18 protein-coding genes are annotated in these 22436 nt (G+C 63.5%); 7 read left to right on the top strand and 11 right to left on the bottom strand.

The window, feature by feature from the left end:
- Positions 1 to 5 precede the first annotated feature (5 nt).
- Complete coding sequence (gene folD / locus NKH95_RS22665; RefSeq protein WP_128302655.1) at positions 6 to 905, bottom strand: bifunctional methylenetetrahydrofolate dehydrogenase/methenyltetrahydrofolate cyclohydrolase FolD; 900 nt, start codon at positions 903 to 905, stop codon at positions 6 to 8.
- A gap of 180 nt (positions 906 to 1085) precedes the next feature.
- Complete coding sequence (locus tag NKH95_RS22660) at positions 1086 to 3632, bottom strand: GumC family protein (RefSeq protein ID WP_352752576.1); 2547 nt, start codon at positions 3630 to 3632, stop codon at positions 1086 to 1088.
- 198 nt (positions 3633 to 3830) lie between these two features.
- On the opposite strand from NKH95_RS22660, the gene NKH95_RS22655 reads away from it, so the two are divergent.
- Positions 3831 to 5126, top strand: coding sequence for a lipopolysaccharide biosynthesis protein (locus NKH95_RS22655; protein ID WP_023809194.1), 1296 nt, complete (start codon positions 3831 to 3833; stop codon positions 5124 to 5126).
- 2 nt (positions 5127 to 5128) lie between these two features.
- Here the strand turns inward: NKH95_RS22655 and NKH95_RS22650 are convergent, their stop codons facing one another.
- Genes NKH95_RS22650 through NKH95_RS22640 form a run of 3 tightly spaced genes read right to left on the bottom strand, consistent with a single transcriptional unit; the run spans position 5129 to position 8018 of the window.
- A complete protein-coding gene (locus NKH95_RS22650) occupies positions 5129 to 6058 on the bottom strand; it encodes a DUF6492 family protein (RefSeq protein ID WP_023809195.1) in 930 nt (309 codons plus the stop codon).
- Positions 6055 to 6849, bottom strand: coding sequence for a WecB/TagA/CpsF family glycosyltransferase (locus NKH95_RS22645; RefSeq protein ID WP_023809196.1), 795 nt, complete (start codon positions 6847 to 6849; stop codon positions 6055 to 6057). The genes NKH95_RS22650 and NKH95_RS22645 overlap by 4 nt, the downstream gene beginning before the upstream one ends.
- Positions 6846 to 8018: a glycosyltransferase family 4 protein gene (locus NKH95_RS22640; RefSeq protein ID WP_352893267.1), complete on the bottom strand. Its 1173-nt coding sequence runs from the start codon at positions 8016 to 8018 to the stop codon at positions 6846 to 6848. Before NKH95_RS22640 ends, NKH95_RS22645 begins: the two co-directional genes overlap by 4 nt.
- A 172-nt stretch (positions 8019 to 8190) precedes the next feature.
- On the opposite strand from NKH95_RS22640, the gene NKH95_RS22635 reads away from it, so the two are divergent.
- From NKH95_RS22635 to proC, 3 genes are read left to right on the top strand one after another with little or no spacing between them, the layout of a single operon-like run.
- Positions 8191 to 9189 carry a glycosyltransferase family 2 protein gene (locus tag NKH95_RS22635; RefSeq protein WP_352441054.1) on the top strand — a complete coding sequence of 333 codons (999 nt, stop codon included), beginning with the start codon at positions 8191 to 8193 and terminating at the stop codon, positions 9187 to 9189.
- Positions 9158 to 10492: an O-antigen ligase family protein gene (locus NKH95_RS22630; protein WP_352752582.1), complete on the top strand. Its 1335-nt coding sequence runs from the start codon at positions 9158 to 9160 to the stop codon at positions 10490 to 10492. The genes NKH95_RS22635 and NKH95_RS22630 overlap by 32 nt, the downstream gene beginning before the upstream one ends.
- A 59-nt stretch (positions 10493 to 10551) precedes the next feature.
- A complete protein-coding gene (proC, locus tag NKH95_RS22625; protein WP_352893265.1) occupies positions 10552 to 11367 on the top strand; it encodes a pyrroline-5-carboxylate reductase in 816 nt (271 codons plus the stop codon).
- Positions 11368 to 11380: 13 nt separating this feature from the next.
- On the opposite strand, the gene NKH95_RS22620 is transcribed toward proC, so the two are convergent.
- The 3 genes from NKH95_RS22620 to NKH95_RS22610 all read right to left on the bottom strand — a co-directional run bounded on the left by NKH95_RS22620 (position 11381) and on the right by NKH95_RS22610 (position 13395).
- The gene (locus NKH95_RS22620; RefSeq protein ID WP_352893261.1) at positions 11381 to 11773 is read right to left on the bottom strand and encodes a type II toxin-antitoxin system VapC family toxin; all 393 of its coding nucleotides are present in this window, start codon (positions 11771 to 11773) and stop codon (positions 11381 to 11383) included.
- Positions 11773 to 12015 carry a type II toxin-antitoxin system VapB family antitoxin gene (locus tag NKH95_RS22615; protein ID WP_352553696.1) on the bottom strand — a complete coding sequence of 81 codons (243 nt, stop codon included), beginning with the start codon at positions 12013 to 12015 and terminating at the stop codon, positions 11773 to 11775. Before NKH95_RS22615 ends, NKH95_RS22620 begins: the two co-directional genes overlap by 1 nt.
- Before the next feature lie 66 nt (positions 12016 to 12081).
- Positions 12082 to 13395 carry an NAD(P)H-dependent oxidoreductase gene (locus NKH95_RS22610; protein ID WP_352893258.1) on the bottom strand — a complete coding sequence of 438 codons (1314 nt, stop codon included), beginning with the start codon at positions 13393 to 13395 and terminating at the stop codon, positions 12082 to 12084.
- A 339-nt stretch (positions 13396 to 13734) separates the two neighbouring features.
- Here NKH95_RS22610 and NKH95_RS22605 point away from each other — a divergent pair, with 339 nt between their 5' ends.
- From NKH95_RS22605 to NKH95_RS22595, 3 genes are all read left to right on the top strand, one after another.
- On the top strand, positions 13735 to 15141 hold the full coding sequence (locus NKH95_RS22605) for a PTS galactitol transporter subunit IIC (RefSeq protein ID WP_352553700.1): 1407 nt from the start codon (positions 13735 to 13737) through the stop codon (positions 15139 to 15141).
- A gap of 73 nt (positions 15142 to 15214) precedes the next feature.
- Entirely contained in the window at positions 15215 to 15676 is a 462-nt protein-coding gene (locus NKH95_RS22600) for a PTS sugar transporter subunit IIA (RefSeq protein WP_352794742.1), read from the top strand.
- 17 nt (positions 15677 to 15693) lie between these two features.
- Positions 15694 to 15981 carry a PTS sugar transporter subunit IIB gene (locus NKH95_RS22595; protein ID WP_023809203.1) on the top strand — a complete coding sequence of 96 codons (288 nt, stop codon included), beginning with the start codon at positions 15694 to 15696 and terminating at the stop codon, positions 15979 to 15981.
- A 33-nt stretch (positions 15982 to 16014) separates the two neighbouring features.
- Here NKH95_RS22595 and NKH95_RS22590 read toward each other — a convergent pair whose 3' ends face one another.
- The 3 genes from NKH95_RS22590 to NKH95_RS22580 all read right to left on the bottom strand — a co-directional run bounded on the left by NKH95_RS22590 (position 16015) and on the right by NKH95_RS22580 (position 22272).
- Entirely contained in the window at positions 16015 to 17409 is a 1395-nt protein-coding gene (locus tag NKH95_RS22590) for a multicopper oxidase family protein (RefSeq protein ID WP_128302668.1), read from the bottom strand.
- Positions 17410 to 17512: 103 nt separating this feature from the next.
- Positions 17513 to 21322, bottom strand: a complete 3810-nt coding sequence (gene metH / locus NKH95_RS22585; protein ID WP_352893253.1) for a methionine synthase — start codon at positions 21320 to 21322, stop codon at positions 17513 to 17515.
- 131 nt (positions 21323 to 21453) lie between these two features.
- Complete coding sequence (locus NKH95_RS22580; RefSeq protein ID WP_352893251.1) at positions 21454 to 22272, bottom strand: alpha/beta fold hydrolase; 819 nt, start codon at positions 22270 to 22272, stop codon at positions 21454 to 21456.
- Positions 22273 to 22436 lie beyond the last annotated feature (164 nt).

Below are 22436 nucleotides of genomic sequence, written 5' to 3'. Positions count from 1 at the left end.
GCGGGTCAGAAGGACGGCCGTTTCAATCCGGCCGCAAGGTAGGCCGAGGCTAACGTATTGGCCATCAGCATGGCAATGGTCATAGGCCCGACACCGCCAGGCACCGGCGTGATGGCGCCGGCGGCCTTGGCCGCTTCGGCATAGGCGACATCGCCGACGAGACGGGACTTGCCCTCGCCCTTTTCCGGCGCCGGAATGCGGTTGATGCCGACATCGATGACGGTGGCGCCTGGCTTGACCCAATCACCCCTGATCATCTCCGGCCTGCCGACGGCCGCGACAAGAATGTCGGCGGTGCGGGCAAGTGCCGGCAGGTCCCTGGTGCGGCTATGGGCGATGGTGACGGTGCAATTGGCGGCAAGCAGGAGGTTGGCCATCGGCTTGCCGACGATGTTGGAGCGGCCGACGACGACGGCGTTGAGACCGGACAAATCCTTACCGCGCACCCGCTCGATCAGAAGCATCGAGCCGGCCGGCGTGCAAGGCACGAAGGCTGTCTCGAGTTCACCGGTGCCGAGCTTGCCGACATTGATGAAATGGAAGCCGTCGACATCCTTTTCCGGCGCGATGGTCTGGATGATCTTGCCGGCGTCGATGTGGGCCGGCAGCGGAAGCTGCACAAGGATGCCGTTGATGGCCGGATCGGCGTTGAGGTCGCCGATGATCTTCAGCAATGCCGGTTCCGAGGTTTCGGCCGGCAGCGTGTGCTGGACGGAATGAAAGCCGCATTCCTTGGCGGTGCGCGACTTGGACGCGACATAGACCTGGCTGGCAGGATCCTCGCCGACGATGACCACGGCAAGACCGGGCTTGGGCTTGCCCTTGGCGACAAGTTCAGCCGTCAGGGACTTGACCGTCCCCACAACGTCCCCGGCAACGCTCTTGCCATCAATCACTACAGCCATGGACTACCCTCAACACCAGAATGCCCAAGCGCGTCGCTTCCGAAAGCGACGCGCTTTTCGATCTTTCACAGCGTGGCATTTTCACGAAAATTCCAACATGCAATCCCGCCAAAGCGCCGTCCCATGCCGTTTACGCGAAACCGGCATGTTTTTGTACGGCGCCTGGAAGAATTTTGTGGCTCAGAAGTAGCGGCGCCGCGCGCGGCTCTCGGTCAGTTCGCGAACCGCTTCGCGGAATTCGCGCAGGCTGGCGCGGATTTCCTCGATTGGCGCTTGCTGCTCGGCATCCTCCACGGCCCGCGACGGCTCCGCCGATTGCTGATGAGGCTGAGGCGCCTGTTGCTGCTGGAGGGGCGGTTGTGGATAGGACTCGGAAGCAGGCTGAGCCGGATCGGGCTGCTGCCCGGCGTTGGCGGCCGGCATCGATGGCAAATAGGGATAGCCCGGCGGCTGCGCGTATCCCAATGGCTGCGCGTAGGGATAGAGCTGCGGCCCGGAATATGGCCGCTGCGTCACCATGGGAGGCGGCAGTGGCGGCTGCGCCGTCTGCTGCGGATGGCCGCCGGGCTGGAAAGGCGGCGCCGGGTATGCTGTCGCGGCCGCCTGCCGAGGCTCGAAGGCCGGCGCCGACTGGGGATAAGCGCGGTATTGCGGATCCTGCATTGGTTTCGCGTTTTCGGCAGAGGCCCATTCAACGGTATCGAACGGCTCCTCCCGGGATGGCCTGCGGGAGACGGACTTATGCAGTCTCGACAGCAAGGCACCGATCCGGCCGGGACCTTCGGCCGGCGAGACCTCGGCTTGCTGGACAGGCGGTGGCGCGGCCGGCGGTGGTGATGCAGGCGGGGGTGTCGATGGCTGCGGCGCTGGTGTTTGTGGCGGCGCCGGCGGCGCTGCCCGATATGCCTTGTCTTCGTAAGGCGTCCGGCGTTCGTCCGTGCCATGGTCGCGGCGCGAGCGCGAATTGGCGGTGTCACGCAGGCTCTCATAGGCGCCACGCATGGCTCCGAGGCCAATGCCGGAGGCAAAGCCCAGCAACAGGCCGCCGAGCGCGACCACGACCCGCGACGGCCCGTTTGCCTCGAGCGGCGCGAAGGCCTTCGAGATCACGTTGATGTTGGCTGTGTTGATGTCCTTCTGCTCGCCGGTTTCCTTGGCGCGCAGCAGATACTGTTCGTAGACGGAACGCTTGGCGGTCGCCTCGCGCTCCAGTTCGCGCATCGACACCAGGTCGCTGTTGACGTCGCCGCTGCGGACCTTCAGCTGCGCCAGGCGAGAGGCAAGGTCCTGTTCGAGCTGGACCGCGCGCTTGAGGTCGACCTGCAGCGACGAGCCTATACGGCGCAGCTCCGCGGCGATGCGGTCGCGTGCGCCGGCAATCTGGGCATTGAGCGCCTGGAGTTCGGGATGACGCGGGCCGAACCGGATAGCGGCGCGGTCAGCCTCCTGCTTGAGCGACGCATATTGCGAACGCAGATCGCTCATCGTGTTGGAGTTGATCTCCTCCGGCAAGGTGCCGGTGAGGACCGAATTGACGTCGACCGACCGCGCCGAAGCGGCCCGGGCATTCAGCTCCAGCGTGCGGGCGCGGGCAATCGACAGTTGCTCGTTGAGCTTCAGCATCTCGTCATCGCTGATGAGATGGCCCTGCGCGTCGACAAGGTCGTGCGTGGCCCTGAAATCTTCGACCTTGCGCTCGGCGGCCTCGACTCCCTTGCGCAACTCGTCAAGCCGGGCCGTCAGTTCGTCGGTGGCGCGGCCTGCGGTGTCCGACTGTATCTGGCCGAAAGTCTGCAGAAAGACATCCGTCATCGTGTTGGCGATGAGGGCCGATTTCTCGCCATTCTGCGTGGTGGCACTGACGGTGATGACGAAGGTCTTGCCGCCGCGCTCGACCGAAAGGCTCTCGGCCAGATTGCCGACAGCAAGCGCGCGGCGGCGGGCGTCGTCGACACCGCCCGGCCCGTCATTGCGGGACAGGACGGAGCGGATGAGCGACATGACGCTGAGGCCGCCGCCGCCTTGCCCATTGAATTCCGGATCATTGACCAGATTGAGCTTGTCCACGACCTTGTTGAGAACGGTGCCTGATGTCAGCACCCGGACCTGGTTCTCGACGATGGCCAGCGTTGCATCGGAAGCCACGACCGACTGGGTGAGGTCGCGATCGGTGAGCTTCAGGTCGCGTGGGTCGACGATCAGTTCGGTGGTGGCTTCGTATTTCTTCGGCGTCGACAGCGCGATGGTGATGCCGAGCGCGGCGCCCAGTATCGTCGTCGTCACGATCAGCAGCTTCGACTTGCCGACACCGCGCACGACCTGCATCGGGTCGATCAGCGGCTTCCACTGCTGGCTGTCCATGCCGTCGTTTCGGGATACCGACGCGTCGCCCGCAGCGTAAGGTTCCGATGCATGATCGGCGCGACGGGCGCCAGCGGTTTCGGCGGCACTGATTTGTGTCCGTGGCGTGGTTTGCGCGCGGTGCGGCGATGAAGCCCGCTCCTGATCCCCGTCGGTTGCGACCGGATCCGACAGTTTCGGGTTGCGCGCCTCGCGCTGCGAACGGGCGAGGCGATGACGGGTGGCGGCATCCTCGCGCCATGACGGGTCTGCCCGATCGCCTATCGAGACCAGGGACGCGTCGGGTTCGTCGCCGCGCACAGCCTGGCCAAGCGCCAGCAATGAGCGCTCGCGCTTCCAGTCTTCGCGGTTTTCCCTGTCGACCATCGTCTGGAACTTTACCTTTGGCGACCTGCAAACGGCGATTGGCCATTCGTTAAGCCACGCTAAACAGGCATGGAAAACAAAAGGTTAATTTTCCCGCGCCGAAGCGTCGGTTTCTCGCTTCGGTTGCATCTATTTTCGACACAAGCCCAAGCTCCAGAACGGCACGTTAAGTTTTCCGGCCTAGGCTCTCCTCGAGACATGACGCAGGCCAGTGACATACCGCAAAGGCGGCCCCTCGCCCGGATCGGCAGCTTTTTGGCCGAACGACGGGGGCTGCTTCGCGACTATTTCTCGGCGATCAGCGGCGCCGGCGGGCGACTGGTGTTTTCGCTGGCCTATTTCATCGCGTTGGCCAACACGCTGTCCATTTCCGAATTCGGCATGTTCGCCACCGCATCGGCGGCCGGTGTCATGCTGTCGCGCATCCTCGCTTTCGGGTTCATCTCGGCGCTCTACCGCACCGCCACCATCCGCCCCAATCTGATCGGCACCTTCTCCGCCGGCTTCCTGCTGCTCGGCGTGCTGTCGCTGCCGCTGCTGGCCGCGGCCTCGTTCGGCGTCTATCTGCTTTTCTTCGCCGACACCGTGCCGCTGTCGGTGTTTGCGGCAATCGTCTTTGCCGAAGCGCTGTTGTGGCGGCCGGTCGAGGTAGCACTGATCGTCAACAACGGCCTGGGCAAATTCGGCCGCGCCGCGCTGCTGGCCATCCTGGCGACCGCGCTGCGGGCGCTCGGCGCGGTGCTGTTCATGTTCTCAGCACAACACAGCGTCTGGATATGGTCTTGGTTCTATATCGGCGCCAATGCCGCCTCGCTGCTGATTGCCTTCGGCTTCTTCTACCCGCGCCAGAGGCTGCGGCTGCGGGTCGCTCTGTATCTTCGGCGATTGGCCGATTCCATCTATGTGGCCGGCGCCGAAGTGCTGTTCTACCTGCAGATGGAGTTCGACAAGCTGCTGGTGCTGGCGATCGGCGGCCCGCATCTGGCTGGCATCTACGCCATCATCATGCGGCTGGTAGACCTGACGGCCATTCCGATCCGCACCTTCTCGATGATGCTGGTGCAGCGCATGATGCGCGCACCGGAACTGTTGTCACGGCTGGCGGTCAAGAGCGGCATCGAAGGCGGTGTGTTCGCGGTCTCCACGGCAGCGCTGCTGACGCTTGGCATCGTGCTGCACTTCTTCCCCAACGCACTCGGCAAGAATGTCGCCGAGGCTGCCCCGCTGGTGGTGCTGGCGATCTGCGTGCCGGGACTGCGCAATCTTGTCGAATACCAGGCCGAACTTTTGTTCGCGCGCGGCCAGACGCTGGTACGGGCGCTCAATCTCGGCCTGCTCGCCGCGCTGAAGGCACTGTTGCTGACCTATGTGCTGACGACCATCCTCGACACGCCGAATCTGGTGCTATCGCTCAATGTCGTCTTCCTGCTTCTGTATCTCGCCTCGACGCTGCTCACCTATTCGGCGATGCGCAAGCCGGCGAAGGCGATTTAGCACTAAGAGCGGTCTAGCCCGATCAGACGGCGGATGCGGCCGATGTCGGTGCCGATGAAGGACTGCATGCCGATCGCCACCTGCTCCGGCGCCATGGCGGCAACGAAGCGGCGGAACTCGTCATCCGAAAGCGCTTCGCCGGTCCAGTGCACACGGCAGAACTCTTCGGAACCGTGGAAGTGGCCGGCTCCGTCCAGCAGATCATCGACATAGCGGCCGTAGATCATGCATTCGGAGAATTTGCGCGCCCAGCCGACGACCTCGACCCAGTCGCGGCCATGGACCTTCTCGATCTCGCCGCACATGGCCAGCACGCTGTCGCGCCGCCACGCGATCAGCGTCGAGATATAATCATGGATCGACGTCCGGGACGGGTCGATGCCGAGTGCCGATCCCGCATTGCGCGACCAGATGCGATGCTCCTCATGACCTTCGTCCGCCAGGACACCGTCGCGGCGAAACAGGCGCACCTTGCCGTCGCGCCAGAAGGCGCCGCAGTCGAAAGGTTTGAGGAAAGCGACGTCTGAATCGCAGAAGATGAGCACGTCTTGAGATGCATGCCCCGAGATGGCGATGCGGCGCAATTGCTGCACATGCCAGCCGCGCAGCGGCTGGGTCTTCAGGCTGAGCCAGACGCGCCGGCGAAACAGGCTGAGCGGATCGTCGACGGCGTGCAGCCAGCGCGGCAGCAATTCACGCTCGTCGACGACCGTGCGGCGGCCGGTTTCCAATTGGCGAAACAGACTGACGTCGCGATGTTCGACCAGGATGTAATGGTGCGCCGCGCCCGAAACGTGGCGATCAAGTGTCTCGCACAGCAGGCGGCAGCGCTCGAAGTCGGGCGCGTAGCTTGCCGTCACGATTGCCGCCGTCGGTGTCTGCCGCAGCGGGCTTGGCTCGACAGCGGCACCTGGCACGAACCTGCTGTTCACTTGATATCCCTCGCTGCTTCGGGTGTCCGCGAGAATTTCTGCCTGACGACGCGCAGCAGGAACAGGGGGTTGCCGACCACATAGCGGCGCCACAGGCGGCTCGGTTCGACAGCCAACCGGAACAGCCATTCGAGCCGCAGCCGGCGCATCCACAAGGGCGCGCGGGGCACCGCGCCGCTCAGGAAATCAAGCAACGCGCCGACGGCGATCGGCAGCGTGCAATGGCGCGCGTCGATGTGGCGTTCGATCCACAATTCCTGGCGTGGCACGCCCATGGCGACGAGCAGCACGTCGGGCCGAAGCGCGGCGATCCGGTCGACGATTTCCTGCTCCTGCGAAGCAGGGAAATAGCCGTCATGGATCACCACGAAGCTGTGCTGCACCGCCAATGCGGCCAGCTTGACCGACGCCGCTTCGGCATTGACGCGCGTCGCGCCGAGCAGGCCGACGGTGAGCGGCGTCGTTGAGGCCTGCAGGAAGGCCGGGACGAAATCGGTACCGTTCAGATTGTCGGGAAATGGCGCCCCGTAGAGGAGTCTCGCCGCCAGATCGATACCGATGCCGTCGGGCAGGATGAGGAAATCATCGAGTGCCTCGGCGAACACCGGGTCGGTATAGGCGATGTTGGCGTTGTGGGCGTTGAGGAAACTGACCTTGGTGAAGCGCCGCTCGGCAATCAACCGGTTCAGCAGGGCGATGGCATCGTTCCAGCGGACCGCAACCACCGGGATGCCAAGGATCGTCTTCAGCTTGTCGAGCCCGGACGCGGCGCGGGCGGAATGCATGTTCACGCAAACGCCTCCTGCCTGACGGGAGCGAGTTTTTCGAGGCCGAGCCGGATGGCGGCGTCGAGCGCCTTGACCTGCGAGCCCCGGAACGCGCTGCCGTCAACGTCGCGGATGTCGGCCGCCGCGGCCTCGAGTGCCCTGGCGAAGGCGGCGGGATCGTCGGTGACGACGCAATTGGACGGACGGTGGTCGATGCCGCGCAGCGAACGGCTGGTGGCGACGGAAGGCAGGCCGAGCTCGAAGGTTTCGATTGTCTTCAACTGGACGCCGCTGCCTGCGGTGCTGACCAGCGGAATGACGGCAGCACCGCGCACGAACGCCTGCGCGTCGGGCACGCGGCCGACAAATTCAACACCCGGATGCTTCGACGTGACGCCCGAAGGCATGTGGCCGGCGATGCGGATGCGAAAGTCGAGCCGCAGATGCGGCACGACCTTGCCCAGGAACCAGTCGAGGCCGATGCGGTTCGGCTGCCAGGTCCAGGTGCCGATCAGGGCGGCGTCGCAGTCGATGCGGCGCGGGCCTTTCAGGGTCGGCGCGTGGGCACCGGTCACCAGCGGCAGCACCGCCGAGCGGTCGTGCGAGGCGACACCGAGGGCGGTGCGGTCTTCTTCGGCCAGGGTGAAGACGAAGCGCGCCCGGCGGCAGAGACGGTCTTCGATGGTCTTGAGCAGCCTCGCCTCGCGGCGAAACAGCAGGCGCTGGAAGAGGCTGCCGGCGGCAGCGGCATTCTCCCGCGCCGAAAGATGCTCGACATTGTGGGCAACGAAGATCGAAGGCCGGTCGGTGAACAGTTTTTCGAAGGCACCGGCGAACTGCACGGAATTCAAGACATAGCCATCAACCGGTCCAGCGCGCTCAATGGCAGCGAGAACATCGCTGTCGGACACGGCGCGCAGCTTGGCCGAGGCGAAGGTGAGGCCCGAAAGCAGCGCCTTGCCGACCCAGGCCAGCTTTTGCCGCGCGGAGGCATTGTCCGTGCGCACGTCGATGGCACCCAGAACCACGGTGTTTTCGGGGTCGGCCGCGGGTTTTCCCGGCCAGGTGAAGCCGATGACGGTTACGCGCGCGCCAGCGCGCCGCAAGGCAGCGATGATCGCAGCGTTGGCGATCTCGTAGCCCGAGGCGAGAGCGCCGTCAGGCACGATCGATGTGGCGAACAGCAGATGCATCTCACCTATCCTGTGGTGTAGCCGGTAGCAAAGTGCGGTGAACCCTTGATTAAGCCAGCACATTCGACGGCCGAAAGTCCCTGTCTGGCGGGCTTCTCCGTGGAAGGTGATTAACGAAACCTTATCAACCGTGGTGCTACCAGAGCCCAACTCACCATGTGGCTGGACGCGGATGATCCCTTTGCCATCGGACGGTTCGGTATCGATCGCTGGACGCACGCCGCGGCTCGACGTCGAGGCCGTCGAAGCCGTCGTCACCTTGCCGACCTTCAAGCGCCCCGAGCAGGTGCTGGAAACGCTGGCGTCGCTGCGCGCGCAGCAAACCGGCAGGCGCTTTGCCGTGATCGTCATGGAAAACGAAGCCGAGGCGCGGGCCGGCGCCAAGGCAGCGCTGCCGCTGTTCGAGCGGGGCGAAATGTCGGGCTTAGCGATCATCGCGCATGAGCGCGGCAATTGCAGCGCCTACAATGCCGGCTGGCAGACGGCCATCCTGCAATTCCCGAACTTCAGGCATCTGCTGGTCATCGACGATGACGAGATCGCCGATCCGCAATGGCTGGAACGGATGTGCCAGGCTGCCGAAACGCTTGGCGCCGATATTGTCGGCGGCCCGCAGGTGCCCATGTTTGCCGACCCTGCCCATGCGCGATGGGCCGAGCATCCGGTGTTCGCGCCGCCTTATCGGGAAACCGGACGCGTGCCGGCGCTCTATTCGTCCGGCAATCTTCTGGTCGGGCGCAACGTGCTGATCGCCATGGGTCCGCCCTTTCTCGATCTCAGATTCAACTTCATGGGCGGCGGCGATTCCGACTTTCTCAGCCGGTCGGCGCAAAAGGGCTTTGTTCTGGGTTGGTGCGCCGAGGCCAAGGTGCTGGAAACCGTTCCGGCGCGGCGTATCGAAGCCGACTGGATCCGTGCCCGCAGCCTGCGCAACGGCGTGATCTCGACACTGGTCGAAAAGAAGAAGCGTGCCGGCACGCCAATGGCCGGCGCCAAAGTGTTGCTGAAGAGCCTGGCACTGCTTGCCGCTTCGCCCTTTCGCGGCCTGATCCGGCTGGCGCGGACCGGATCGCCTGATATCGCCATCTACCCCGTCCATGTGGCGCTGGGCCGCGTGCTGGCCGAATTCGGATATGCCAATGAGCAATACCGCCAGCCTGAGAAAAACTGAGCACGCGCCGCTCAGCGCCGCGTTCACGCGCGAAGGCGTGGCCACCGCCATTGCCGCGCTGCTGTTCACCGTCATCATGGTGTCCTTCCGGCCGTTCCAGCCGGGCGGCGCAGAACTTACCGGTCAAGGCGGCGACATCGTCAACCAGCTTGGCTTCGGCTCGCTCGGCGCCATGTCGATCTTCTCGCTGATGGCCTTTGCCGATCCGCGCGTCGTGCGCTCGCTGCTCAGCCCATCCTGGGTGCTGATGCTGGGCTTCTTTTTCCTGTCGGTGGTCCTGTCGACCGATCCGCCTTCGGCGATGCGCGCCGCCTCCTTCACCCTGATCGGCATCCTGACGATGGCGACGATCCTGGTGCTGCCGCGCGACGCCGAAGCCTTCTCGAAGGTGATCATCTTCACCGCCGTCGTGGTCATGGGCCTTTCCTATCTCGGCCTCATCGTCTTTCCGCACGAGGCGATGCACACCGCCGACTCGCAGGAGCCCGAGCATGCCGGCCTGTGGCGCGGCGTGTTTACCCACAAGAACATCGCCGGGCCGATCATGGCCTGCCTCAGCTTCGCAGGCCTCTATCTCTACCGGCGCGGACAGCGCTACTGGGGCGCCGGGATCTTCCTCGCAGCAATGATCTTCATGCTGCACACCGGCTCCAAGACGACCGCCGGCCTGGTGCCGTTCTCGATCCTGATCGTGATGTTCCCGAGCCTGATAGGCATGCGGCTCGGCACGCCGATCCTGTTTTCGCTGGCGATCGTCGCGACAGCGGTCGGCACGCTGGGCATCGTCTTCCTGCCGCCTGTAAAACATCTGGCGGCGATCTATTTCCCCGGCATGACCTATACCGGCCGCACGACGCTGTGGGAGTTCGCCGGCAGCATGCTGGCGAAGAAGCCATGGACCGGCTACGGCTATGAGAGCTTCTGGGGCACGCCGCTGCTGCTCAACCAGGATCAGCCTTTCGACCGGCCGTGGGACATCAGGACCATCGTGCACGGCCATGACGGCTATCTCGACATCGCCGTGCTGATGGGCATTCCGGCACTGTGCGTGGCGGTCTACACTTTCCTCATCGCGCCGCTGCGCGACTACATGCGCATTCCGTTGCGCAGGGAAAACATCTTTCTCGGCGACTTCTTCATGATGGTGGTGCTGTTCACGGCGCTGAACGCCTTCCTCGAAAGCTTCTTCTTCCATCGCGGCGACCCGGTCTGGCTGTTCTTCGTGCTCGGCGTGCTTGGCCTCAGGCAAGTGTCGCTGCGGCCAATCGCGGTACGCGATCCCGATCGTGGCTCGCGATCCTGACAGGGCTTCCCCAGGGAAGCGCCAGCGTCTATGTGATGGCTTCCTTCGGAGGGCTTTCGATGACGATCAGACTTGTTCTCGCCGGCTGCGGCAATATGGGCTACGCCATGCTCTCGGGCTGGCTGAAATCCGGCAAGCTTGCGCCGTCGGCGGTCTTCGTGGTCGAGCCCAATGCCGATCTGCGCAATCGCGCGGCAGCGCTGGGCTGCGCGACATCAGCCGATGCCGATGGCATACCGGCCGATGCCGTGCCCGATCTCGTCGTCATCGCGGTGAAGCCGCAAGTGATCCGCAACGTGATTGCCGCCTACAAGCGCTTCGGCGACGGCCGCACCACCTTCGTCAGCATCGCCGCCGGCACGCCTGCCGCCACCTTCGAGGAAATCCTCGGCAACCGCGCGCCGGTCGTGCGCTGCATGCCCAACACGCCCGCGGCGATCGGCAAGGGGATGATGGTGGTGTTCTCCAACAGACTGGTGTCCGACGATACCAAGCGTTTCGTCGCCGACCTTTTGTCGGCGAGCGGCGAAGTGGCCACCATCGACGACGAGGGCTTGATGGATGCGGTGACCGCCGTGTCCGGATCGGGGCCGGCCTATATCTTCCATTTCATCGAGGCGCTGACCGTGGCCGCCGAGAAGGCCGGGCTGCCAGCCAAAACCGCCAAGCTGCTCGCCATGCAGACCGTCTACGGCGCTGCCTCGCTTGCCGCAGAAAGCAGCGAAGAGCCGGGCGTGCTGCGCCAGCAGGTGACCAGCCCCAACGGCACGACGGCAGCAGCGCTTGGCGTGCTGATGGGCGAAGACCGGCTGACCAATCTGCTGACGCAGGCCGTGGAGGCGGCGCGGTTGCGGTCTGTCGAGCTGGGGAAATAGAGCGGACGTCCCGCTAAGCGAGATCCGTACGCGAAAAATCATTGCCCTTGTAGAGCAACGCTGAGCCGTGGCTCTTCGCGCAAGCGTAGGACAGGCAATCGGCGAGATTGAGCTGGGCGGGATGCCCGCGTCCCTTTCCATAGTCTGAAAAGGCCTGGACCGCGAGCTTGGCGTCACCAGCGTCGATCGGCACGATTTCGATTTCAGCCTCGCGCAGAAACGCCTCTATCGCCGCTTCCACAACAACAGGCTCGACAGCAAGCATGGTGGAGAGCCGCATTGCTGCTTCGAGCACGACTAGTGCTGAGGTTATTTTGCGTGGTGTTGCCTGGATTCGATTGCTCCATTCGCCGGCGTCCCCTTCTCTCGAAAGAATTGCGACAACCACCGAGGTATCAACGAACATCAGGAATGTCCCCACATGTCGTCGATCTCATCCTTACTTACAGGGCGGCCGCCCTGGCCGGCTTTGGCCTTAAGATCCTCGGCGATGGCAGCAAGTCGATCCGCTAGAGGAACGCGTCCGCTTTCCCGTTTCAATTCAGACTCAAGCGCTTCGATGACCGCCTCGGTCATGGAAATCTTGCGTTTGGCGGCGAGCCGCCGCGCCAGTTCGCGGGCGCGCGGATCCCTGATCTGGAGGTTCATTGGCCTGTCCTCAGTGACATTTGCCACTACAAGATAGTGCATTCGTCATGACAGTGCCACAACGGACTATCTTCCGTACAGCATCTCGTCCTGCAGCTGGCGCAAGGCGAACAGCCTTGTCGTCTGGTCGGGCGCCGCATTGTCTGACGTCAGCAACTCACCTTTCCTGACCGGTTTCAGCACCTTGCCGCCCTCGAGCAGGCCGACCGGCACAGCGCGCCGGGCGCGGGCTTCGCCGACGGTCATGGTCCAGGAGCGGTAGCAGGTCTCGCCGATCGCATCGAAGGTCTCGCCGGCGGCAAGGTCGCGCTTGGCGACGGCGCAGACTTCGGCGACCGGCCGCGGCAGCGGCACCATGTCGGGCTTGCCGAAAAGCACGATGCGGGCGGCGGTCAGCGGCACCTCCAGCGACGTCAGATGATAGGGCCGGAACAGGCTGTAATAGGGGCCGTGGCCGATATGCAGATCGTCCATGCGCTCGATGATGCGCGGATGCGTCGCCTCGACGATGACGAAGACGCCAGGCGCGACGCCTTTGCCGACCGTGTAGTCGACGACGCCTTTCTTCAACAGCAGACCGCCATCCTCGCGCGGGATCAGCACCTTGGCGAGATCATCGCGGTCGGCCTTGGGGCCGTGCATACCGGGCACGTCGGGCACCAGCCCGGTGGCGTTGGCGATGGCGCACATCTCGACCATGGTCTTGGAACCGTCGACGAACTCGACCAGCATGCGCGGGTTCATGTTGCGGCGGATGGCTTCGGCGCGATAGTCGTCCGGTACGGCATCGTGGTTGAGCGGGTTGTTCTTGCCCTTGCCGGCCGAGACGATGGTCAGCCCGAGCGCCGACGCGAATTCAATCAGTTCCATGCAGCTCGACGGCTCGTCGCCCGCACCCACCGAATAGACGACGCCAAGCCGGTCGGCCTGCTGCTTCAGATAGCAACCGATGGTGACGTCGGCCTCGACGTTCATCATCACAAGATGCTTGCCGTGCTCCATCGCCATGAGGTCGAAGTCGGCGGCGACACCCGGCTTGCCGGTGGCGTCGATGACGACGTCGATCAACGGATTGGTGACCAGCATCTCGTTCGAGGTGATGGCGATCTTGCCGCTCTCGATGGCGCCGGTGACTTTCGACGCGGTGTCGGCTTCGACCGCCATGGCTTCATCGCCATAGGCGATGCGGATGGCATCGCGCGCGGTGTGCGGGCGGCGCGTCGAGACGGCGCAGATCGAAATGCCTGGCATCAGCATGCCTTGGGTGACCAGATCGGTGCCCATTTCGCCCGAGCCGATGACACCAATGCGCACCGGGCGGCCCTCGGCGGCACGCCTGGCGAGATCACGGGCAAGGCCGGTCAGGGCGACGTTGGTCATGCAGGAATGTCCACAGCTTCGTGATTTGGGATCGGATAGCAGGGAACGGGTTCTATTTGCCAACGAAACCCGGTCGCGACCGGCAATTTCCACGAAATCGCCTCGGAAGGGACGTCCTTCGGGGCTCGATCGGCCGAAGCGCAACCAATTGACATCGCAGCGAACAACCCCAATAAAACATTCGTTTGTCAACAAAGGCAAATGTTCACCGACGCGACAGTCGGGAAGCATTCGCCTCTGGGGCAAATTGGGGAGTGTCTTTGCGCCACGGCGTCAAAGGCTGGATGGAGCATCATTGCGAGGCGTCGAGCGAAGGCTCGCGGCTCCAGGGGAGGAAAAATGGATACTGTTCTCGCGGGCCTCAAAGGGGCCATCGATACGCTTGGCCCGACGATCCTGCTGCCGATCGTCATTTTCATCATCGCCGTGGTTCTGGGCGCCAAAGTGAGCAAGGCTTTTCGCGCCGCCGTCACCATCGGCGTCGCCTTCATCGGCATCAATCTGGTGCTTGGCCTGATGTTCACGTCGATTGGCGACGTCGCCAAGGCCATCGTCACCAACACCGGCATCCATCGCGACATCATCGATGTCGGCTGGCCCTCCGCGGCCGCGATCGCCTTCGGCTCATCGGTCGGCCTTTGGGTCATTCCGGTCGGCATCCTGGTCAATATCGTGCTGCTGCTGACACGCATGACGCGCACGCTCAATGTCGACGTCTGGAATTTCTGGCACTTTGCCTTTGTCGGCTCGCTGGTGGTCGCCGCAACCGACAATCTGGCCTATGGCATCGCGGTCGCAGCACTTGTCGCAGCACTCTCGCTGCTGTTCGCCGACTGGTCCGCGCGCGCGGTGCAGCAGTTCTACGGCGTGCCCGGCATTTCGGTGCCGCATCTCGCCTCGGCACAGATCCTGCCGATCGCCATCGTGCTCAACTGGATCATGGACCGCATCCCCGGGATCAACCGCATCAACATCAACACGGACACGATCGAGCGCAGGTTCGGCGTGTTCGGCGAACCTGTCGTGATGGGCCTCATCATCGGCCTCGTGCTTGGTGCGATCGCCTTCTATAATGCGGGTGATCTCAGCGTGGTGCTGGCAAAGGTTCTGGGCACCGGCATGACGCTGGCCGCGGTGATGCTGCTGCTGCCGCGCATGGTCAAGATCCTGATGGAGGGGCTGATCCCCGTCTCCGACGCCGCACAGGCGTTCGTGCGCAAGCGCACCGGTGACCGAGAGCTTCTCGTTGGTCTCGATTCGGCGATCCTGATCGGCCATCCGGCCGCGATCTCGTCGTCGCTGATCCTGGTGCCGATTGCAATCATCCTGTCCATCATCCTGCCGGGCAACCGCGTCATCCTGTTCGCCGACCTCGCGGTCATCCCCTTCATCGTCGCCATGACCGCGCCGCTGGTCAAAGGCAACGTGTTCCGCATGGTGGTGATCGGCACGGTGACGCTGGCCATCGGCTTCTACGTCGCCAACGCGCTGGCGCCGCTGTTCACAAGCGCTGCTGTCGCATCGGGCTTCAAGCTGCCGGCGGACGCGCTGCAGATCACCTCGGTGGTCGACGGCTTCCTGTGGGTGCCTTACGTGGTCATCGAGGCGATCCAGGGGATGGGGCTTGTCGGCATCATCGTGATCGCGGTGGTCATCGCGGCATTGTTTGTCCTCTACCGCCGCAATCCGCTCGGCTGGGAGCGGGCCGCGGGCGCCGAGGACGAGCCGGCCGAAGAGACGGCCTGACCTGATAGCGTCCACCCTTTAAACCGATCGTGCGCCCTTTCCGGGGCGCACGATTTCATCGACGGAGCAAAGAATGTCCGACGTCCTCATGCAGCTTCTGGACCCCGACGCGATCGTGCTCGGATCCGATGCCTCGACCAATGAGGAGATCATCCGCATCCTGGCGGGCCGGCTGGAGAGACTTGGCTATGTCAAAAGCAGCTATGCCGACGCGGTCGTGCGCCGCGAATTGACCATCCCGACCGGACTGCCGCTGGAACGCTCCGACAATGTCGCGGTGCCGCACACCGATCCGGAGCATGTGCTGAAGCCTGGCATCGCGATGGGCACATTGAAGCAACCAGTCACCTTCGCCAACATGGAGGATCCCGACGAGATGCTGCCGGTCGGCTTCGTCTTCCTGCTTGCCATCAACGACAAGGACAAGCAGATTGAGGCGCTGCAGGCCGTCATGGCCACCATCCAGAACCCGCAAGCCTTGGATGATTTGAGGTCGGCCAGAACCCTCGAAGACGTGCGAGCCGTACTCGGCTGAAACAAGGAGAAGCAGAGATGTCCAGACAGAAAACCATTCTCTTTGCCTGCGGCACGGGCATCGCCACCTCGACCGCGGTCAATGTCGCCGTCACCGAGGAAATGAAGAAACGCGGCCTCACCTTCAACGCCCAGCAGGCAAAGGCCACCGAAGTGCCTGGACTGGCCGACAATGTCGACTTCATCGTCGCAACCACACCGATCTCCGCTTCGGTGACCAAGCCGGTGATCAAGGGCCTCGCCTTCCTCACCGGCATCGGCAAGGACAAGGTGCTGGACGAGATCGAGGCGCAGTTGCGCAAATGACGGCACAGACGCTACGCGCAGGCTGACGCGGCTTCACACCACCCTGACATAGCTCGTCATTCCCGATTTCTGGTGCTCGATGATATGGCAGTGCAGCAGCCAATCGCCGGGATTGTCGGCGACGAAGCCGAGCTGAACCTTCTCGTTGGGCTGGATAAGATAGGTGTCGGAAATCGCAGGCTGAACCTGGCGCGTCGAGGATGACAGCACCTTGAAGCTCATGCCGTGCAGATGCATCGGATGGGATTGCGGCGTCAGGTTCTCCATGTCGATGACGTAGCTTTGGCCAAGCTTCAGTTCGGCCAGAGGCGCGGTCGGATCCTTGGTGTCGCCGGGCCACGGCACTTTGTTGATGGCCCAGAAACTGTAGCCAAGCGAACCGCAGATGCCATCGCTCGGGACGTTTTCCGCCGTGGCGCTCAGTGCCAGGGAAATATGCCTGGCGCTGGCGAGATCCACTTCCGCCACCGGATTGAGCTCCAGCGGCGCGAGATCGCGAATGTCCCGTTTGAGCGAGTTTCCAGTCGCACGCAGGGTCGCCAGGATTTTTGGCTTGGTGCCCCTGACGTCCCTCAAGCTGACGATCGCACCTTCCTCGTCGGGCATGCGTATGGCCAGCTCCATGCGCTGGCCGGGTCCAAGCAGCAAGGCATCGGGCGAAAAACGTTCAGGCACCGGATTGCCGTCGAGCGCCATGACACTCGCCTCCGCACCGTCGACGCGAAAAGCGTAGATGCGCGTGACGTCGGTGATGGCGACCCTGAGCCGCACCAGCCCTCCCGCCGGCGCGTCATATTGCGGCTGATCCAGCCAATTGGCGGTGCGCACCGTGCCGTAAGTGCCGGTTCTCGCGGCATCGCGCGGCCGGAACTGGTCGATGAACTGACCGTCGTCGCCGAGGCGCCAGTCGCGCAAATTGAGGACGATTTCGGCATCGAATTTCGGGTCGTTGGGATTCTCGACCACGATCACGCCGGTCAGGCCATGGCCCATCTGCTCCAGTGTGTTGCAATGCGGGTGGTACCAGAAGGTGCCGGCGTCGGGCGGCGTGAAGGCGTAGTCGAAATGATCGCCGGTATAGACGTAGGGCTGGACCAGGAACGGCACGCCGTCCATCTTGTTTGGAACGCGAATGCCGTGCCAGTGGATCGTCGTCGGATCGTCGATCGCGTTGACAAGGCGTGCAGCGAAGGGCTCGCCCTTTTTCATTCTGAGCACGGGCGGCATTCCGGCGTTACCATAGGTCAGCACATCCCTGGTCTGGCCGACATCCATCAGCTTCGCCTGGATCTTTGCCGTCTGCAAAACCACCGGCTCAGTTGTGGCAGCTGCCAAGCCGCCAAGCCGACCCATGGCCGAAAGCCCGACCCCGCCCGCGCCGGCTATCGCTGCCGTTTTCAAAAGCCTGCGGCGTGTGAGTAAGGTCATTCGGCGCTCCAACTGCAAAGGCGACTGCCCGCGAAGGTGTAACCGCCGCGCCATGGATCACAAGCCGGGAACCCGCGCAAATTCTGTTGAGGGCATGCCGTCGCTATTCAGCCGCCTCGGCGTAGTGTGCCGGCACGTAGTTGAGGATGGGGCCAAGCCAGCGCTCGACCTCGGCCAAGGGCATTGCCTTGCGGCGTGCATAATCTTCGACCTGGTCGCGTTCGACCTTGGCGACGCCGAAATAGTAGCTTTCGGGATGCGACAGATAGATCCCCGACACGGACGAGCCCGGCCACATCGCATAGCTTTCGGTCAGGCTCACGCCCGCATTGCCCTCACCGTCAAGCAGCCGGAACAGCGTCGCCTTCTCGGTGTGATCCGGCTGCGCCGGATAGCCGGGCGCCGGACGGATGCCGCGGTAAGGTTCGCCGATCAGCTCGTCGGGCGCCAAGGCTTCGTCGGGAGTATAACCCCAGAATTCCTTGCGCACCTTCTCGTGCATGCGCTCGGCAAAGGCTTCGGCGAAGCGGTCCGCCAGCGCCTTGACCATGATCGACGAATAGTCGTCGTTCGCCCGCTCGAACCGTTCGGCGATCGCCACCTCCTCGATGCCGGCGGTGACGATGAAGCCGCCGATGTAGTCGGGCTTTCCGCTGTCGGCCGGCGCGACAAAATCCGACAGCGCGACATTGGCCTTGCCGTCGCGCTTGGTCAGTTGCTGGCGCAAGGTAAAGAAGGTCGCCAGTTCCTGCGACCGCTTTTCGTCCGTGAACAGCCTGATGTCGTCGCCGACGGCATTGGCCGGCCAGAAGCCGATGACGCCGCGCGGGGCGAACCATTTTTCGGCGATGATCTTTTTCAGCATCGCCTGCGCATCCTCGAACAGCTGGCGCGCGGCGGCGCCTTGCGCCTCGTCTTCGAGAATTTTGGGATAACGGCCCTTCAGCTCCCAGGTCTGGAAGAACGGCGTCCAATCGATGTAGCGCGCGAGTTCGGTGAGATCCCAGTTCTCGAACACCTTGACGCCGGTAAAAGACGGCTTCGGCGGCTCGTAGGCAGACCAGTCGATCCGGTGCGCATTGGCCCTCGCCTTGGCCAGCGGCAGCCGTTGCTTGTCGGCTTCGGAGCGGGCATGTGCATCCGCGACCTTCTTGTATTCGGTGCGCACCGTGTCGACATAGCCGCCCTTGCTCTCGTTCGACAGCAAGGACGACACGACGCCGACCGCCCGGCTGGCGTCGGTGACGTAGACCGTCTGCCCCTTGCTGTAGCGCGGGTGGATCTTCACCGCCGTGTGCACGCGGCTGGTCGTCGCGCCGCCGATCAGCAGCGGAATGTCGAAGCCTTCACGCTCCATCTCGGCGGCCATGTGCACCATTTCATCGAGGGATGGCGTGATCAGGCCGGACAGGCCGATGATGTCGACATTTTGGTCGCGCGCCGTCTGCAGGATTTTCGCTGCCGGCACCATGACGCCGAGATCGATGATCTCGTAATTGTTGCAGGCCAGCACGACGCCGACGATGTTCTTGCCAATATCGTGGACATCGCCCTTCACCGTCGCCATCAGGATCTTGCCCGCGGTCTGGCGTTCGCCATTGTCGATGCCGTTGGCGGCGTTGACCACCTTCTCGGCCTCCATATGCGGCAGCAGCCCGGCCACCGCCTGCTTCATCACACGCGCCGACTTAACCACCTGCGGCAGGAACATCTTGCCCGCGCCGAACAGGTCGCCGACGACGTTCATGCCGGCCATCAGCGGGCCTTCGATGACATGGAGCGGGCGCTCGGCGGCAAGCCGCGCTTCCTCAGTGTCGGCGTCGATGAATTCGGTGATGCCGTTGACCAGTGCATGGCCGATCCGCTGTTCGACAGTCCATTCGCGCCAGGCGAGATCGCGCTCCTGCGCTTCCTTGCCGGCCGTGCCCTTGAAGCGTTCGGCGATCTCCAGCATGCGTTCGGTGGCGGTGCCGCCGGCCTTGGGCATGCGGTTGAGCACGACATCCTCGCAGGCTTCGCGCAGTGCCGGCTCGATCGTATCGTAGACGGCGAGCTGACCGGCATTGACGATGCCCATGTCCATGCCGCGCTGGATGGCATGGTAGAGGAACACGGCATGCATTGCCTCCCGCACCGGCTCGTTGCCGCGGAACGAGAAGGAGAGGTTCGACACACCGCCGGAAATGTGGACATGCGGCAGCGTCGCGGTGATCTCGCCCGCCGCCTCGATGAAGTCGACGCCGTAATTGTCGTGCTCCTCGATGCCGGTGGCGATGGCGAACACGTTCGGATCGAAGACGATGTCCTCGGGCGGGAAGCCGGCCTGTTCGGTCAAAAGCTTGTAGGCGCGGGTGCATATCTCCACCTTGCGCGCTTTGGTGTCGGCCTGGCCATCCTCGTCGAACGCCATGACGACCACGGCGGCGCCATAAGCGCGCACGAGCCTTGCATGATGCAGGAATGCCGCCTCGCCTTCCTTCATCGAGATGGAGTTGACCAGCGGCTTGCCCTGCACGCATTTCAGGCCAGCCTCGATGATCTCCCATTTGGAACTGTCGACCATGACCGGGACACGGGCGATGTCCGGTTCAGCGGCGATCAGGTTGAGATACTCCACCATCGCCTTCTTCGAATCGATCAGGCCTTCGTCCATATTGATGTCGATGATCTGCGCGCCATTGGCGACCTGGTCGCGCGCCACGTCGAGCGCGGCGACATAGTCACCCGCCGTGATCAGCTTCCTGAACTTGGCCGACCCGGTAACATTGGTGCGCTCGCCTACATTGACGAAGGGAATTTCGTCCGTCAGCGTGAACGGCTCCAACCCGGACAGGCGCATCTTGCGCTCGATGTCGGGAATGGCGCGTGGCGGATACTTTTTCACCGCCTCGGCGATGGCGCGGATGTGCTCGGGCGTCGAACCGCAGCAGCCGCCGACGACATTGACCAGTCCCTCGCGGGCAAACTCCTCGATCTGCGCGGCCATGAAGTCCGGGCTCTCGTCATACCGACCGAATTCATTGGGCAGGCCGGCATTCGGATAGGCGCAGGTGAAGGTGTTGGCGACGCCTGAAATCTCGGCCAGATGCGCGCGCATGGCGTTGGCGCCGAGCGCGCAGTTGAGGCCGATGGTGAACGGGCTGGCGTGGCGCACCGAATGCCAGAAGGCCGTCGGCGTCTGGCCCGACAGCGTGCGGCCGGCGAGGTCCGTGATGGTGCCCGAAATCATCACCGGCAGGCGCACGCCCTTCTCGATGAAGATCTCTTCCGCTGCAAAGATCGCCGCCTTGGCGTTCAGCGTGTCGAAGATGGTCTCTATCAGGATGATGTCGGCGCCACCGTCGATCAGGCCGCGCAGCTGCTCGCCATAGGCGAGGCGCAGATCGTCGAAGGTCACGGCGCGATAGCCGGGATTGTTGACGTCGGGCGACATCGAGGCGGTGCGGTTGGTCGGCCCGAGTGCACCGGCGACAAAGCGGCGCTTGCCGTCCTGCTGCTCGGCCCGAACAGCGGCGCGCCGCACCAGCCGCGCGCCATCGCGGTTCAGCGCGTAGACGGCATCCTCCATGCCGTAATCGGCCTGGGCGATCGAGGTCGAGGAGAAGGTGTTGGTTTCGAGGATATCGGCGCCTGCGATGGCGTATTGATAGTGAATCTCCTCGATCGCCTTCGGCTGCGTCAGGATCAGAAGATCGTTGTTGCCTTGCTGGTGGCAGGCGCAGCCGGCGAAGGCCTCGCCGCGAAACTGGTCCTCGTCAAAGCCGAGGCCCTGGATCTGCGTGCCCATGGCGCCATCGAGGATGAGGATGCGTTCGCGTGCTGCTGCCGTCAGCGCGGCAAGCACTTCCGAGCCGTCCGGTTTTGCCGCGACGGGGCCGAACAAATCGTCCAGCGATGCAGAATTCTGCGACATTTTTTATCCCTTTGGCGACAGGCCTTTTCATGTCACATAAGGATATCTTTATGTCAATATACGGTAGGTGCGCGTGATTGTCACCCACCTGTCTCGAAGGCGGGGTCTGTGGCGCCGGTTTTCCGACGGACCTACGCTCTGTCGAAGCTTGCCAGGAAGCGGGCGAAGACCGGATTGAAGCGATCCGGCGAATCCCAGAACGGCGCGTGGCCGGATTTGTCGAGCAGATGGGCCTTGCCTTCCCATAGATTGGAGAATTTCACAGCGGAGACGAAATCGATGTTGACGAATGGCTCGTCGATGCCGTTCAGAACGGCGATCGGCGGCGTCTTGCCGGCCACGATCTCGCGCTGGTTCCGCCCGGTGCCGGCCGCGAACTTTTCGAACATCAGGCGCCGCGCCCTTCCATCGGTGCGCGCCACCGTGTCGATGAGAAACGGCTCGAACGGCTCGCCGCAGGTGCTGCGCGCATAGGCCTCGACATCCGCGTCAGTGAAGGTTTCCTGCCCGGCAAGGTGCATATGCGGGCTCGGCTTGAAGCCGTTGCCGACCTCCTCGGGCGAGACGGGCGGCGTGCCGGTGATCATCAGGCCAAGCAGGCCGGGAAAGCGGTCGATCATCTCAAGCCCGATATGGCCGCCGAGCGACCAGCCGAAGACGATGGCCTTGTCGATGCCGAGCAGCCCGAGCACTTCGGCCATGGCATCGGCATAGCCTTCCATGCTGTAGGAACGCTCCGGATCGATCGCATCGCCGGACGCTCCGTGGCCGGGCAGGTCCGGAGCGATGAGGTGGTAGCGCTCGCCCAACGGGCCGTCCAACTGGTTGCGGAAAACGGCGCTGGAAGATGAATTGCCGTGGATCAGCATGACAGCGGTGCCTTCGCCACCGGTCTGGCGAACCGCGATCTTGCCGTGGCTGGTTTCAAGGGTCTTCTGCGAGATCGCCATTGTCCGCTCCGTCGGGGGAATTGCCCTGTTTTAATGCAGTTGCGCAGCAAAGCGCCATGGCTTCCAAACCTTTGCGGGAACCATCTTCCCGGCCAGGTTGCGTTGAAAAATCCTTTTCAAATAAGAACAATTATGCGTAGATTGTCAATTATCCAACTCCCGAT

It is taken from the genome of Mesorhizobium sp. M0848, assembly GCF_040319805.1.
In the GTDB taxonomy this organism is placed as follows: domain Bacteria; phylum Pseudomonadota; class Alphaproteobacteria; order Rhizobiales; family Rhizobiaceae; genus Mesorhizobium.
The sequence above is the reverse complement of the archived record's forward strand: the minus strand, read 5'-3'. Positions and strand labels throughout refer to the sequence as shown.